Origin of the sequence: Geodermatophilus sp. CPCC 206100 (assembly GCF_048569675.1) — a bacterium.
GTDB lineage: Bacteria > Actinomycetota > Actinomycetes > Mycobacteriales > Geodermatophilaceae > Geodermatophilus.
Map to the genome: position 1 here is coordinate 273,245 of NZ_JAQISV010000003.1, position 14,185 is coordinate 287,429.

Genomic DNA, 14,185 nt, shown 5'->3' on the forward strand with positions numbered 1-14,185 from the left:
GGGGCGCGGCGGCGCTCAGGCCCGCTCGGCGTCGCCCGCCTCGTCCGTCTCGTCGGTCTGCAGCTCCCGCACGTGGGCGAGCAGCCGGCGCAGCAGCTCGTTGAGCCGGCTGACGTCCTCGGCCGACAGGTCGGCGAGGAGGATCTCCTGGCCGCGCATCGAGATCGGCAGCATCGCGTCGTGCATCTCGACGCCCGCCGGGGTCAGGAACAGGTGCCGGGAACGGCCGGTGTCCTCCACCTGCACGATGAGCCGGCGTGCGGTGAGCACGCCCACGCTCTTGGACACGATGGCCTTGTTCATCGCCACGAACTCGGAGATCTCGGTCGCCGTGATCCCCGGCCGGATGCCGATCGCGGAGATGACCCGCCAGTCGTTGGTGCCCAGCCCGAACCGGGTGCGCAGGGCGCGCGACTCGCGGTAGACGAGGTTGTTCGACAGCAGGGCCAGCAGGCGCGGGGTGAACTCCTCGCTGTCGATCACGGTCGGCATCGGGACGGCGACGGCATCGGGCGGCAGCTCCATCGTCGATTCCTCCTCCGGGCCGTCAGGAGGCCCGGCCCCGGCACGTCCGGAAAGCGACTCTGGACGACTCCCGACACTAGCCGGGGCGCGGTCCGGGCCGGCGGGGAGGCACCCACCGGCCCGGACGGCGTGCTCAGGCCTGCTCGGTCTCGTCCGCGGCGTGCGCGATCGAGCGGGTGTCCTGGAAGGCCCGGACGCCCTCGATGCCCTGCTCGCGGCCCATGCCCGACTGCTTCATGCCGCCGAACGGGGCGCGCAGGTCCAGCCGGGCGGCGCCGTGGTCGTTGACCCAGACGTAGCCGCACTCCAGCTGGCCGCCGAGCCGGGTGGCGGTCTGGTCGTCCGCGGTCCAGACCGAGGCGCACAGGCCGCCCCAGCTGTCGTTGGCCAGCCGCACGGCCTCGGCGTCGTCGTCGAAGGGGATCACGGGGATCACCGGCCCGAACTGCTCCTGGGTGACCACGCGCAGCTCCGGGTCGGGGTCGACCACGATGGCCGGGCGCAGGAAGTTGCCGCCCGCGAGCTCGCCCTCGGGCAGCTCGCCGAACTCCAGCACCGTGGCACCGGAGGCCTTGGCCTCCTCGACGATCTCCGAGACGAACGCCTTCTGCGCGGGCTGGTGCAGGGGGCCCATCGTGGTGCCCTCGTCCAGGCCGTGGCCCAGGACGACCTTCTCCAGTCGCTTGGTCAGCCCGGCCACCAGCTCGTCCTGCCGTGAACGGTGCACGTACAGCCGCTTGGCGTTCATGCAGATCTGGCCCGTGGTGTCGTAGACGGCACCGAAGAGCCGGTCGAGGTGGTCGTCGTCGAGGACGGCGTCCTCGCGGATGATGGCCGGGTCGTTGCCGCCCAGCTCGAGGGTGACCCGGGTGAGGCTGCGGGCGGCCATCTCCATGATCCGCTTGCCGCCGTTGACGCTGCCGGTGAAGCAGACCTTCGCGACGTCGTCGTTCTGGATGAGGCCGGCCATCTCGCTGTCCCGGCCGGTGACGACGTTGAGCACGCCCGGGGGCAGCTTCTCGGCGACCCGCTGCACCAGGCGCGTGGTGGCCAGCGGCGTCGAGGGCGGCGGCTTGACGATCACCGTGTTGCCGGCGAGCAGCGCGTGCGGGAGGGACGCGGCGAGGATGGCGATCGGCCAGTTGAAGGGCACGATGATGGTCACCACGCCGAGCGACTGGTAGGCCACGGTGGTCTGGACCGGGATCCCCGGAGCCGGCGGCAGCACCTTGGTCTGCTCCACCTCGTCGGCCAGGGAGAGCGCGAGCTGCCAGCGGATCTCGAAGACCAGGGCGTCGACCCACGCCTCCATGCGGATCTTGCCGTTCTCCAGGGAGAGCACGCGGGCGTCCTCGTCCCGCTCGTCGGCGATCCCCTCGATGGCCGCGGCCATCTGCGCCGCGCGCTCAGCGGCAGGTAGGGAAGACCACGCCGGGTAGGCGCCCTTCGCCGCCGCCACGGCGTCGGCGACGTCCTGCGTAGTCGCCGCGGCCGCGGAGCCGACGACGACACCGGGCCGAGCCGGGTCGACGACCTCCAGCGTGTCCGTCGTGGAGCGTTCCTGCCCGCCGATGTAGAGGCCCGTCGTCACCGGGGCCGTCGTGCTGACCGTGCTCGTCATGCGGATCGCCACCTCTGTGTGTTCCGTCTGCCGGGGTGCCGGGCGGCACCGAGGCTCTGCGCAGTCCGCGCCGGGAGGCCCGACGGGCGTCTCGGGAGCGGGTGGGTCCGGTCGCCCACCGGCGGGTCGGTGACCGGGGGAGGCCCCCTCGTCCGGGGGCGGTGCGTGACCTGGGGGCACCGTTCGCCGTCCCCTCCGGGGGTGTCAGCGACGCAGGAAGTATGGGCGGATCGGCGTTCACGTGTAAACCAGCTCCGACTGTTTACATATAAATCAGACGCCGCTACTGTGGCCCTCGTCACGGACACCGCGGACACTGACCCGGGGCCCGATGACCCCGTCGAGGCAACGAGAACGACCGGCCGTGTCCGGTTCTCACTCGCACCACACCTGGAGGTACCAGTGAAGGACGATGCCGTCTGGCTGGAGGGCGAGCGCCCCTCCGTCGAGGAGCTGGAGGAGCGGGCGTACCAGCTGCGCGCCAAGCTGCTGCACCTGTGCGGCACGTACGAGGGCGCCGTCCACATCGGTGGTGACCTCTCCGCCGCGGACATCTTCACCGCGCTGTTCCACTACGGACTGCGGGTGGACCCGCACGACATCAGCAACCCGCGCCGCGACCGGTTCCTGCTGAGCAAGGGCCACGCGGCGGTCTGCATGTACATCGCCATGTCCATGCGCGGGTTCTTCTCCTACGACGGGATCGTCGAGACCTACGGGCAGCTCGACAGCGCCTACGGCATGCACCCCTGCAAGGTGCAGCTGCCCGGCGTGGAGGCGTCCACCGGATCGCTCGGGCACGGCCTCCCGCTCGCGGTGGGCATGGCGCTCAGTGGCCGGCACCGCGGCGAGACCCACCGCGTCGTCTGCCTGCTCGGCGACGGCGAGACCGGCGAGGGCTCGGTCTGGGAGGCCGCGATGGCCGCCCGCAGCAGCGAGCTCGGCAACCTGGTCGCCTTCGTCGACCGCAACCGCCAGCTCATGACCAGCCACGCGGAGGAGCGGATCGCCTTCGAGCCCTACCCCGACAAGTGGCGCGCCTTCGGCTGGAACGTGGTCGAGACCGACGGCCACGACATGGCCTCGCTCGTGAAGGCCATCGACGACCTGCCCGCGACCGACAGCGACCGCCCCACGGTGGTCATCTGCGAGACGGTCAAGGGCAAGGGCGTGGACTTCATGGAGCGCAACCTCGCCTGGCACGCCGGCTCTCTGGGCGCCGAGGACCTCAAGCGAGCACTGGCCGCCCTCGAGGCGTCCCGAGAGAAGGAGTCGGTCTGATGCCGGTCACGTTCACGTTCGGCGAGATGCTGTCGGCCCGGTCGGTGATCGGGTCCACCCTGGCCGAGCTCGGCAAGACCCACGACAACCTGTGGGTGCTCACCCCCGACATCGGCGCCACGCTGGTCGAGTTCCAGGAGACGTTCCCGGACCGCTTCCTCGACGTCGGCCTCGCGGAGCAGGTCTGCGTCGGCATCGCCGCCGGCCTCGCCTACGACGGCAACATCCCGGTCGTCTCCGGCATGCTGCCCTTCCTGAGCATGCGGGCGCTCGAGCAGATCCGCACGGACGTCTGCTACCCCAACCTGCCGGTCAAGATCATCGGGACGCACGGCGGTCTGGTCGGCAACGGCGGGTCGACGCACTACGCGGTCGAGGACCTCGCCCTCATGTGCGCCCTCACGAACATGACCGTCACCTCGATCGGTGACCCCCTCATGGTCGGCGAGATCCTGCGCCAGTCGATGACGATGCCGGGCCCCATCTACATCCGGCTGGCCGTCGGCAAGAAGGACAAGGTCCTCTACGAGGAGGGCCAGCACGACGTGCGGATCGGCAAGGGGATCATCGCCCGCGAGGGCACCGACGCCACGATCTTCACGCACGGCACGACCGTGGCGCAGGCCCTCGATGCGGCCGACGAGCTCGCCGAGGACGGCCGCTCGGTGCGGGTGGTCGACATGTTCACGCTCAAGCCGATCGACGAGGCGCTCATCGCCCAGTGCGCCGACGAGACCGGCGGCCGGTTCGTGGTGCTCGAGGACCACCTCGCCTACGGCGGGCTCGCCACCCGGATCGCCGACGTCGTCGCCGACCGCGGCATCCGCCTCGCCGCCTTCGAGCGGCTGGGGATCCCGCAGGTCTACGCCGGCTTCGGGGACGACGAGGAGCTGCGGAACAAGCACGGCTACGGGCTCGCGGCGACGGTCGCGGCCACCCGTCGGGTGATCGCGCACCCCTCCTGGCCCTCCTCCCACTGACCGGCGCCGGACGGAGAGACAGATGAGAACAGTCGCGGTCACCAAGATCGGCAGTCTGCGCGACCCGGACGAGGGCGCGCGGGGCCGGATCGGCATCGTCGAGCTGCCCGACCAGCCGCTCGGGCCGGAGGACGTGCGCATCCGCGTCGCCTACTCCGCCATCTGTGGGTCGGACCCCCACCTGGCCGAGGGGTTCTTCGGCACCGACGTGCCGATCGGCCTCGGCCACGAGCTCTCCGGCGTGGTCGAGGCGGTGGGGGACGGCGTCCGCACCGGGATCCGGGTGGGCGACCGCATCGCCGGCAACTTCCTGCGGTTCTGCGGGAGCTGCGGGCCGTGCCGGGACGGCCGCCAGCAGTTCTGCGAGTTCATCCAGGACTACAACCGCCCCGGCATGGCCGAGACGGTGACCTGGCACGAGTCGCAGGTCTACCGGCTGCCGGACTCGGTCAGCCTCCGGCGCGGCTGCCTGCTCGAGCCCACCTCGGTCGCCGTCCGGATCGCGGACAAGTCCGGGATGCGCGTCGGCGACCGCGTCGCGATCTGCGGCGGCGGTCCGATCGGGCAGCTCGCGCTGCAGGTGATGCGGCTGCACGGAGCCACCTCGCTCACCCTCATCGAGCCGATCGCCGAGCGCCGCGAGATGGCCCTGGCCACCGGCGCCCAGCACGTGATCGACCCGGTCGGCGAGGACCAGGCGGCGCGGGCGGCGGAGATCACCGAGGGACGCGGGTACGACGTCGTCATCGACGCCTCGGGCTCGACGCGAGCGGTCCGCGGGCTGCTGGACATCGCGGCCAAGGGCGGCACCGTCGTCTACGGCGCGATGTACCCGCACGACTTCGAGATGCCGCTGAACCTCTCGGACTTCCTCTACCTCAAGGAGCTCACCCTCACCGGCGTCTTCGTCTCGCCCTACGCCTTCCCCCGGGCGGTCCAGCTGCTGCCCCTGCTGGACCTCGACGCCCTGACCGAGACCGCGTTCCCGTTCGACCAGGCCGTCGAGGCGTTCGCCGCGCACCTCAGCGGCAAGCACCCGAAGGTCCTCATCCGGTGCAACGACGTGGACGAGGCGCAGCGGTGAGCACGGCCCTGCAGCAGCCCGGTGTCGCCGAGGCGACGCCGGCGCTCGAGGCGGTCGGCGTCGAGAAGCACTTCGAGGGCGTCTACGCCCTCAGCGGTGCGCGGCTGTCGGTGCAGCCGGGGGAGATCCACGCGCTCCTCGGCGAGAACGGCGCCGGGAAGTCGACGCTCATCAAGATCGTCACCGGCCTCTACGCGCCGGACGAGGGGGAGATCCGGCGCAACGGGGAGCCCGTCCAGTTCTCGAACGTGCGCGCCGCGCACGGCGCGGGGGTGGTCGCGCTCTACCAGGAGCTGTCGATCATCCCGACGGTCAGCGTGGCGGAGAACATCTTGCTGGGGGAGGAGACCCCGAGCCGCGGGGGCGTCGTCAACTGGAAGCAGCTGAACAAGCGTGCGGCCGAGCAGCTGGCCCGGCTCAACCAGCGGATCTCGCTGCGCAAGCTGGCCGGCGAGCTCTCGCCGGTCCAGCAGACGATGGTCGCCGTCGCCCGGGCGCTGGCCACGGACGCCCGGGTGCTCATCCTGGACGAGCCGACGGCGTCGCTGACCGACACCGAGATCGTCGACCTCTTCGCCGTGCTCCGCCGACTGCGGGACGAGGGCGTGGCGATCGTCTACGTCTCGCACCGCCTCGAGGAGGTCTTCGAGCTCTGCGACCGGCTCACCGTCATGCGCAACGGCGAGACGATCATCACCAAGTCGATCGCGGAGACGAACATCGACGAGGTCATCTCCACCATGGTGGGCCGCCCGCACGGCCTCATGTACCCGGAGCGGGACACCGCCACGACGGACGTCGTGCTCGAGGTCCGCGGCCTCACCGGCTCCCGCGTCCAGGACGTCTCGTTCCGGGCGCACGCGGGCGAGGTGCTCGGCATCGGCGGGCTCGCCGGGTCCGGTCGCAGCGAGCTGCTCCGGCTGCTGGCGGGCGCGCAGAAGCGGGCGTCGGGCGAGGTCACCGTCGCCGGGGCCGCCCTCACCCACGCGGTGGGGGTCGGCCGCGCGCTGGAGGCGGGCATGGCGCTGGTCCCGGAGGAGCGGCGCAGCCAGGGCGTCATCCTCCACAACTCGATCCAGGACAACATCGCGGTCGCCAACATCCCCACCGTCAGCCGGGCGGGGTTGGTGCGGAACGGCGCCATCGCGAAGATCGCCCGCTCGGCGCTCAGCGACCTGCAGATCAAGGCCCGGGGGCCCCGCCAGCCGGTGGGCCAGCTGTCGGGAGGCAACCAGCAGAAGGTCGTCCTGGCCAAGATGCTGGCCCGCAAGCCCAAGGTGCTGCTCATGGACGAGCCGACGCGCGGCATCGACGTCGGCACCAAGTCGGAGATCTACCGCCTCATCCGCCGCCTCGCGGCGAACGGCACCACCGTCATCGCGGTGAGCTCCGAACTGCCCGAGCTGATCGGCATGTCCGACCGGATCCTGATCATGCACGAGGGCCGCGTCTCCGGTGAGGTCCCGGCCGCCGACGCCGACGAAGAGCACCTCCTCACCTACGCCTACGGAAGGACCGCCTGACATGGCCCAGACCGAAGCGCCCCCGGTGGTGGCGCCCGCGGCGTCCACCGAGCGCACCCCCGTCACGCAGCTGCTGTGGCAGGGCGGGACGCTGCTCGCCCTCGTCGCGCTCGTCATCCTGTTCGGCGCGCTGCAGCCCGACGCCTTCCTGAGCTTCGGCAACGTGCGGAACATCCTGGCGCAGATCGCGATCCTCGCGATCATCGCGTCGGCGCAGACGGTGGTCATGGTCGTCGGTGACTTCGACCTGTCGGTCGGCGTCACCGCCACCCTCGCCGGCGCGACCGCCGCCGCGCTGATGATCCAGGGCTGGTCCATCCCGATGTCGATCGTGGCGGCGCTGGTCGTCGGCACGCTGGTCGGCGTGGTCAACGGGATCCTCGTGGCCTACATGAACCTGTCCGCGTTCGTGGCCACGCTGGCGACGCTCACCTCCGTCGGTGGCCTCGCCTTCATCGTCACCGACGGGACCACGCTCTTCGGGATGCCGGAGAGCTTCGAGACGATCGGCCAGGGCCGGCCGCTCGGCCTCCCCCTGCCGATCTTCTTCGCCGTCGCCGTCTGCGTGGTCGTCTGGCTGGTGCTCAAGTTCACGACGCTCGGCCGGCGGTGGTACGCCGTGGGCGGCAGCGCTGAGGTGGCGCGGCTCTCCGGCGTGAACGTGCGCATGGCGAGGTTCCTCGCCTTCACCGTCGCGGGGTTCGTGTCGGCGATCGGCGGCGTCATCCTCGTCAGCCGCCTGGCCAGCGCCAGCGCGACCAGCGCGAACAACTACATGCTGCTCGCCGTCGCCGCCGTCTTCCTCGGCATGACCGTCCTCCGGTCCGGGGCGGCGAACGTCGGCGGCACGCTGGTGGGCGTCGGCATCATCGGCGTGATGAGCAACGGGCTCAACATCGTCGGCGTCAGCGCCTACTACCAGCAGGTCTTCACCGGTCTGATCATCATCGCCGCGGTCACGCTCTCGGCGCTCAAGTCGCGCACCCACTGACAGGACCCCGTCCTCCCCGACGGGGCCGGCCGTCTCGCCACCAGCACCACCCACCCACACACAGGAGTGAATGATGCGTAGAAGCCTCTCCACCGTCGTCGGCCTCGGGGTCGCCTCGTCCCTCGTCCTGGCCGGGTGCTCGGACTCGGGCGGCGGCGGCGGTGGTGGCGGTGGGGGCGACGACACCTTCTCGGTGGCGGCGTTCACCGCCGGGTACGGCACGCCGGTCGGCAAGTCGACGCTGGACGCCTTCGTGCAGGCCGGCGAGGAGCTCGGCTGGGACGTCACGCTGTACACCAGCGACTTCGACTACGACAAGATCAACACCGACATGCAGTCCGCGATCACGCAGGGCGTCGACGCCATCCTCGCCGGCTTCCCGGACCCCCGTCAGATCCAGCCCATGGTCGCCGCCGCGGAGGAGGCGCAGATCCCGATCTTCTCCATCGACGGCGGCGTCGAGCCCAACCCCGACTTCGTCGTCGACGTCACCACCGACCAGCAGCAGATCGCCGACCTCACCGTCGGGTCGCTCGAGGAGGCGATGGGCGGCCTCGAGGGCAAGGACGTGATGGTCATCGGTCACGACCCCCACGTCGGCATCAGCACCCGCAGCGCCATGGCGGTGGAGCTGCTGGAAGCCGGCGGCGCCACGATCGCCGGTGGTGAGATCCGCCAGGTCCTGGCGCCCGGCACCTCCCAGGAGGAGGCGCTGAAGTTCGTCACCGACTACCTGCAGGCCAACCCCGACGGCCTCGACGGCGTCTGGGTCGGCTGGGACCACGCCGCCGTCGGTGCCGCCCAGGCGATCGAGGAGGCCGGGCGGGACGACATCTTCGTGACCGGCGTCGACGCGGTGGGCATCGCGCTGGCGGAGATCGAGAAGAACGGCCCGTTCTACGCCACCGTCGTGCAGGACTGGCCGGCCGTGCTCGACGAGGTCATGGGCTACATGGAGACCTACGCCGAGAACGGTGAGCTGCCGGAGAACAACTTCGTCGAGACCGAGGTCACCCTCGTCGACCGCAACAACGTGGCCGACGTCGAGCCGACCGACGCCTGAGCCGCGCGCGGGGGCGGGCGCCGTCCCGCCCCCGCACCGGACCGTCACCACCCCGAGGAAACGAGGACAACCCATGCGTTTGGCAGGCAAGGTCGCGATCATCACCGGCGGTGCCAGTGGCATCGGCCTGGCGACGGTCCACAAGTTCGTCCGTGAGGGCGCCAAGGTCGTCGTGGCCGACATCGACCTCGAGCGGGCGGAGAAGGTCGTCGCCGAGATCGAGGCCGACGGCCACCCCGGTGCCGCCGCGGCGGCCCGGGTGGACGTCTCGGTGTACAGCGAGGTCGAGGCCACCGTGCAGCGCGCGGTCGACGTCTTCGGCAAGCTCGACGTCATCTTCAACAACGCGGGCATCGCCGGCGGCAAGCCGCTGCTCGAGCACGACCCGGCCGTCGACTACGCGCCGATGATCCGGGTCGACCAGGACGGCGTGTACTACGGCATCCTCGCCGCCGGCCGCCAGTTCCGGGCGCAGGGCACCCCCGGCGTCATCATCAACACCTCCTCGATCTACGGGGAGCAGGCCGCCGAGCTGGCGTTCTCCTACAGCGCCGCGAAGGCCGCCGTCATCTCCTTCACCCGGTCGGCCGCCTACGAGCTGGCCGAGTACGGCATCCGCGTCGTCGCGATCACGCCCGGCCGGGTCGGCACCGCCATCATCAACAAGTTCAGCGACGAGCTGAAGCAGACGTTCGCGTCCGAGCAGCTGCGGAACTCGATGACCGAGCCGGAGGAGATCGCGAACGTCGTCGCGTTCCTGGCCTCCGACGAGGCCAACGTCATCAACGGCACCGTCGTGCACGTGGACGACGGCTACTCGGTGTTCAAGCAGCGACTCGACCTGCCGGTCTTCTGAGGAGCCGTCGTGCCCCTCGACGTCGCCTGCCACCTGAACGTCCTGGTCCCGGACCTCGAGCAGCCCGGGCTGACCCGGGCCCTCGGCGACCTGGCCGACCTCGGGTACTCCTCGGTCGTCCTGCCGCCGATCGACCCGGCGAGCGCTCCGCTCGCGGAGTGGGCCGCGCTCTTCCGTGAGCACGGCCTCTCACCGATCACGCTCGCCGGCCAGGCTCCCGGCGCGGACGTGTCCTCCGCCGACCCGGACGAGCAGGAGCGGGGCGCGGCCGCCCTGCGGGAGGTGGTCGAGGCCACCGTCGCCCTGGGGGGTGACCAGATGAACGGCGTCTCGTACGGGCTGTTCGGCCGGGCGGCGACGGCGTCGACGCGGGAGGCCTTCGACCGGTCGGCGGCCCACCTCGGCACGGTCGCCGACCACGCCCACGAGCGGGGCGTCACGATGACCTTCGAGGTGCTCAACCGGTACGAGACCGCCATGGTCAACACGGCGCAGCAGGCGCTCGACCTCGTCGCGGCCAGCGGGTCCGAGCACCTCCGGGTGCACCTGGACACCTTCCACATGGCGGTCGAGGAGGCCGACATGCTGGGCGCGGTCCGGTCCGCGGTGCCCGTGCTGGGCTACCTCGAGCTGGGTCAGTCCGGCCGCGGGGCCCTCGGGTCCGGCGCGGTCGACGCGGCCGCGGTCGTCCGGACGGCGGTCGCCGCCGGGTACCGGGGGCGGGTCGGCCTGGAGGCCTTCTCGCGCTCGGTGCTGTCGCCCGTGGCGACCGAGGTCCTGGCCATCTGGCGGGACACCTACTCCGACGGCCGCGCCGTGGCCGCGGAGGCGATCGAGATCATCCGGTCGGCGGAGGCCGCCGCGAGCGCGCCGGAGGGGTGAGCCCGCGCAGCCACGGGTAGCCCGCGTCGGTGGCGGCGCGGGAACTCGTGGTGCTCGGCACCGCCAGCCAGGCACCCACCCGGGAGCGCAACCACAACGGCTACCTGCTGCGCTGGGACGGCGAGGGGCTGCTGTTCGACCCGGGCGAGGGCACCCAGCGGCAGATGCTGCTGGCCGGCGTACCCAGCAGCGCGGTCACCCGGATCTGCCTCAGCCACTTCCACGGCGACCACTGCCTCGGCCTGCCCGGCGTGGTGCAGCGCATGTCGCTGGACCGGGTGCCGCACCCGGTGCCCGCGCACTTCCCGGCCTCGGGGGCGGAGTACTTCGCCCGGCTGCGGGCCGCCTCGGTGTTCCACGACGTCCTCGACCTGCGCGCCGAGCCGCTGACCGCCGACGGCCCGGTCGCGGCCGGGCCGTCCTGGGCGCTGGAGGCCCGCCGCCTGGACCATCCGGTGGAGGCCTTCGGCTACCGGCTGGTCGAGCCCGACGGGCGCCGGATGCTGGCCGCGGCGCTGGCCGCTGCGGGGGTGGCCGGTCCCGACGTCGGCCGGCTGCAGCGCGACGGCGTCCTGACCAGGGGCGGGCGGACCGTGCGCCTGGCAGACGTCAGCGAGCCGCGGCCCGGCCAGCGGTTCGCCTTCGTCATGGACACCCGGCTGTGCGACGCGGTGTGGCAGCTCGCCGACGGCGCCGACCTGCTGGTGGTCGAGTCCACGTTCCTCGACGAGGACGCCGACCTCGCGCACGCCTACGGGCACCTCACCGCCCGGCAGGCGGCGACCGTGGCGGCCGAGTGCGGCGTCCGCCGGCTGGTGCTGACCCACTTCTCGCAGCGCTACCGCGATCCGGAGCGGTTCCGGGCGGAGGCCGCCGCCGGCTACGACGGGGACCTCGTCGTCGCCGCCGACCTGCAGACCGTGCCGCTGCCGCCCCGGCGGCCCTCCCTCCTAGCGGAAGGAGCGCTGCGCCCCGACCCCGGGGTGTCCACACTCCGACCGGAACCGTCCGATGACCGTCGAGGAGGCCGGGGTTGAAGACGCAGGCAGCGGTGTTGTGGGAGTACGGACAGGACTGGCAGGTCGAGGAGATCGAGCTCGACGAGCCCCGTGCCGGTGAGGTGCTGGTCAAGCTCACGGCCTCCGGGCTGTGCCACTCCGACGAGCACGTGCGCGTGGGCGACCTGCCGATGGGGGCGTTCCCCGTCATCGGCGGACACGAGGGCGCCGGCGTGGTCGAGAAGGTCGGGCCGAACGTCACCAAGGTGGCGGAGGGCGACCACGTCGTCCTCAGCTTCATCCCGGCCTGCGGGGACTGCACCTGGTGCGCGTCGGGCCACCAGAACCTGTGCGACAAGGGCGCGGGCATCAACATCGGCCTGCAGCAGGACGGCACCGCCCGCCACCGCGTGCGCGGCCAGGACGCCCGCCTCATGTGCATGCTCGGCACCTTCTCGCCCTACACCGTGGTCAACCAGGACTCGGTGGTCCGCATCGAGGACGACATCCCGCTGGACAAGGCGGCGCTCGTCGGCTGCGGCGTCACCACCGGGTGGGGCACCGCGGTCCACGGCGCGCAGGTGCGGGCCGGCGACACCGTCGTCGTGTTCGGCATCGGCGGGGTCGGGGCGAACGCGCTGCAGGGGGCCAAGGCGGCCGGGGCGACGCGGATCATCGCCGTCGACCCCGCGCCCTACAACCGCGAGAAGGCCACCGTCTACGGGGCCACGCACGCCTTCGCCACCGCCGCCGAGGCGGCCGAGGCCGTCGCCGACCTCACCTGGGGGCGGATGGCGGAGTCGGCGATCATCACCATCGACGTGGTGACGCCGACGATCATCGCCGACGCCATGTCGGTCGTCGGCAAGCTGGGCCGGGTCGCGCTGACCTCGCTGGGGTCGGTGACCCTGCGCGACATCCAGCTGCCGGTGTTCGAGCTGACCGCCTGGCAGAAGCAGATCGTCGGCTGCCTGTTCGGCAACTCCAACCCGCGCGCCGACATCCCGCGGCTGCTGCACCTCTACCGCCAGGGTGCGCTGGTGCTCGACGAGCTCGTGACCCAGACCTACACGCTCGAGCAGGTCAACGAGGGCTACCAGGCGATGCGGGACCACCGCACGATCCGCGGGATGGTCCTCTTCGACTGACGGCGGCGGCAGCGGCCTTCAGCGCGGCGGGCCGCTGCCGTAGTCGCCGAACGGGGCCACCGGCGCGGCGGCGATCGGCACCTCCTGCAGCGCCCGTCCGCCGGCGTCGAGGGTGCGGACGTCGCGCGCGCCCTCCGGGAGGGGCGCGATCGCGCCGCCGCGGTCGAGGGCGAGCGTGGCCAGCAGTCCGCCGCGCCCGTCGAGGACGGCGGCGGCGCTCGCCTCCGGCGGAGCGGTGAGCACCAGCCAGCGGCCACCCTCGGCCGGCTCGGTCTCCGGGGAGGAGAAGTCGCACACCCGCGCGACCACCAGGCCGGTCACGGCAACACCGCCCGGCGCGGTGTACACGCCGCAGGGGACCACCCGCCCGTTGCCGCTGGGCCCCACCTGCGCGGCCCAGGTGGTCACCACCAGCCCGCCGCCCGGGCTGCGGGCCACGACCACGGCGGCTGTGCCCGGGACGCCCTCCAGCGGCAGCCGCCCCGACCACAGCAGCTCGGGCTCCAGCTCGGCCGGCTCCACCCCGAGGGGGACGGCGACCTCGGCCAGCGCCATGGCCACCGCCCGCGGCGCCGGCAGCGTGGTCACCGGCCGCAGCGGCTCCCGCGCCGGTGGCGGCGCGGCGGGGTCCTGCACGGTCAGGTCCAGGGCGACGGCGGCCCGGTGCACCGGCGTGCCGTCGCGGAGGACGCGGACGCTGGTGCCGGCCCCGCCGCTCGTCGTCCGCACGGGGGCGACCGCCACCCCGTCCGCGGTGGGCACCGGCTGGTAGACCCGGGCCACCGTGCCGCGCGGCCCGACCTGCAGCCGCGGGGACACCTCGACCTCGTCGTCCGGGCCGGCGACGACGACGAGGGTGGCGTCGCCGGGTCCGCCGAGCAGCAGGGACGCCGGCCGGCCGGGCCCCAGGTTGCGCGGCACCGAGGCGCGCAGCCGGTCCGGGGCGGCGCCGGCCGGGCCGGTGAACCAGACCCCGCGCACGTCCTCGTCGACCGTGCCGGTCACCAGCGCCACCCGCCCGGCGGGGGTGTCGGCGGCCAGCACCACGTCCCGCTCGGCCACCGGGGGCGGGACCAGCGGCCCCCAGTCCAGGGCCCGGACGGCGTCCACGAAGGCGCGGTCGCCGGCCAGCGACCCGCGGGTCGGCTCGGCCAGCACGGCGACCTCGCGCGCCGCCGCCGGCGCGGACGGCGCGGCCGGCGCCGCCCGCCCGTCCGGGAGGACCAGGGGGAC

General features: G+C 72.6%; 13 protein-coding genes. 10 read left to right on the top strand and 3 right to left on the bottom strand.

Features of this window, described 5'->3' with window-relative positions; all coding sequences use genetic code 11:
• Positions 1–15 precede the first annotated feature (15 nt).
• Complete coding sequence (locus PGN05_RS01820; protein WP_419750643.1) at positions 16–525, bottom strand: MarR family winged helix-turn-helix transcriptional regulator; 510 nt, start codon at positions 523–525, stop codon at positions 16–18.
• 133 nt (positions 526–658) lie between these two features.
• Positions 659–2,146 (bottom strand): aldehyde dehydrogenase family protein, encoded by a 1,488-nt coding sequence (locus tag PGN05_RS01825; RefSeq protein ID WP_419750645.1) that lies wholly within the window; start codon positions 2,144–2,146, stop codon positions 659–661.
• A gap of 402 nt (positions 2,147–2,548) precedes the next feature.
• Here PGN05_RS01825 and PGN05_RS01830 point away from each other — a divergent pair, with 402 nt between their 5' ends.
• From PGN05_RS01830 to PGN05_RS01875, 10 genes are all read left to right on the top strand, one after another.
• The gene (locus PGN05_RS01830) at positions 2,549–3,427 is read left to right on the top strand and encodes a transketolase (protein WP_419750647.1); all 879 of its coding nucleotides are present in this window, start codon (positions 2,549–2,551) and stop codon (positions 3,425–3,427) included.
• Entirely contained in the window at positions 3,427–4,407 is a 981-nt protein-coding gene (locus PGN05_RS01835) for a transketolase family protein (RefSeq protein ID WP_419750649.1), read from the top strand. The genes PGN05_RS01830 and PGN05_RS01835 overlap by 1 nt, the downstream gene beginning before the upstream one ends.
• A 22-nt stretch (positions 4,408–4,429) precedes the next feature.
• Positions 4,430–5,491 carry a zinc-dependent alcohol dehydrogenase gene (locus PGN05_RS01840; protein WP_419750650.1) on the top strand — a complete coding sequence of 354 codons (1,062 nt, stop codon included), beginning with the start codon at positions 4,430–4,432 and terminating at the stop codon, positions 5,489–5,491.
• Positions 5,488–7,014, top strand: coding sequence for a sugar ABC transporter ATP-binding protein (locus PGN05_RS01845; protein ID WP_419750652.1), 1,527 nt, complete (start codon positions 5,488–5,490; stop codon positions 7,012–7,014). Before PGN05_RS01840 ends, PGN05_RS01845 begins: the two co-directional genes overlap by 4 nt.
• A gap of 1 nt (position 7,015) precedes the next feature.
• Positions 7,016–8,005 carry an ABC transporter permease gene (locus PGN05_RS01850; RefSeq protein ID WP_419750654.1) on the top strand — a complete coding sequence of 330 codons (990 nt, stop codon included), beginning with the start codon at positions 7,016–7,018 and terminating at the stop codon, positions 8,003–8,005.
• Positions 8,006–8,078: 73 nt separating this feature from the next.
• On the top strand, positions 8,079–9,068 hold the full coding sequence (locus PGN05_RS01855) for a sugar ABC transporter substrate-binding protein (RefSeq protein WP_419750656.1): 990 nt from the start codon (positions 8,079–8,081) through the stop codon (positions 9,066–9,068).
• A 73-nt stretch (positions 9,069–9,141) separates the two neighbouring features.
• Complete coding sequence (locus PGN05_RS01860; protein ID WP_419750658.1) at positions 9,142–9,924, top strand: SDR family NAD(P)-dependent oxidoreductase; 783 nt, start codon at positions 9,142–9,144, stop codon at positions 9,922–9,924.
• Positions 9,925–9,933: 9 nt separating this feature from the next.
• Positions 9,934–10,806, top strand: coding sequence for a sugar phosphate isomerase/epimerase family protein (locus PGN05_RS01865; RefSeq protein ID WP_419750660.1), 873 nt, complete (start codon positions 9,934–9,936; stop codon positions 10,804–10,806).
• Positions 10,807–10,835: 29 nt separating this feature from the next.
• On the top strand, positions 10,836–11,843 hold the full coding sequence (locus PGN05_RS01870) for a ribonuclease Z (RefSeq protein WP_419750662.1): 1,008 nt from the start codon (positions 10,836–10,838) through the stop codon (positions 11,841–11,843).
• Complete coding sequence (locus PGN05_RS01875; protein ID WP_419750663.1) at positions 11,840–12,952, top strand: NDMA-dependent alcohol dehydrogenase; 1,113 nt, start codon at positions 11,840–11,842, stop codon at positions 12,950–12,952. The genes PGN05_RS01870 and PGN05_RS01875 overlap by 4 nt, the downstream gene beginning before the upstream one ends.
• A gap of 18 nt (positions 12,953–12,970) precedes the next feature.
• Here PGN05_RS01875 and PGN05_RS01880 read toward each other — a convergent pair.
• The coding region (locus PGN05_RS01880) for a hypothetical protein (RefSeq protein ID WP_419750665.1) at positions 12,971–14,185 on the bottom strand (1,215 nt) is incomplete at its 5' end.

Bases quoted from the DNA above. Each gene is read 5' to 3' on its own strand.
- PGN05_RS01835 (WP_419750649.1), top strand. From the start codon at position 3,427: ATGCCGGTCACGTTCACGTTCGGCGAGATGCTGTCGGCCCGGTCGGTG.
- PGN05_RS01855 (WP_419750656.1), top strand. From the start codon at position 8,079: ATGCGTAGAAGCCTCTCCACCGTCGTCGGCCTCGGGGTCGCCTCGTCC.
- PGN05_RS01840 (WP_419750650.1), top strand. From the start codon at position 4,430: ATGAGAACAGTCGCGGTCACCAAGATCGGCAGTCTGCGCGACCCGGAC.
- PGN05_RS01825 (WP_419750645.1), bottom strand. From the start codon at position 2,146: ATGACGAGCACGGTCAGCACGACGGCCCCGGTGACGACGGGCCTCTAC.
- PGN05_RS01860 (WP_419750658.1), top strand. From the start codon at position 9,142: ATGCGTTTGGCAGGCAAGGTCGCGATCATCACCGGCGGTGCCAGTGGC.
- PGN05_RS01850 (WP_419750654.1), top strand. From the start codon at position 7,016: ATGGCCCAGACCGAAGCGCCCCCGGTGGTGGCGCCCGCGGCGTCCACC.
- PGN05_RS01820 (WP_419750643.1), bottom strand. From the start codon at position 525: ATGGAGCTGCCGCCCGATGCCGTCGCCGTCCCGATGCCGACCGTGATC.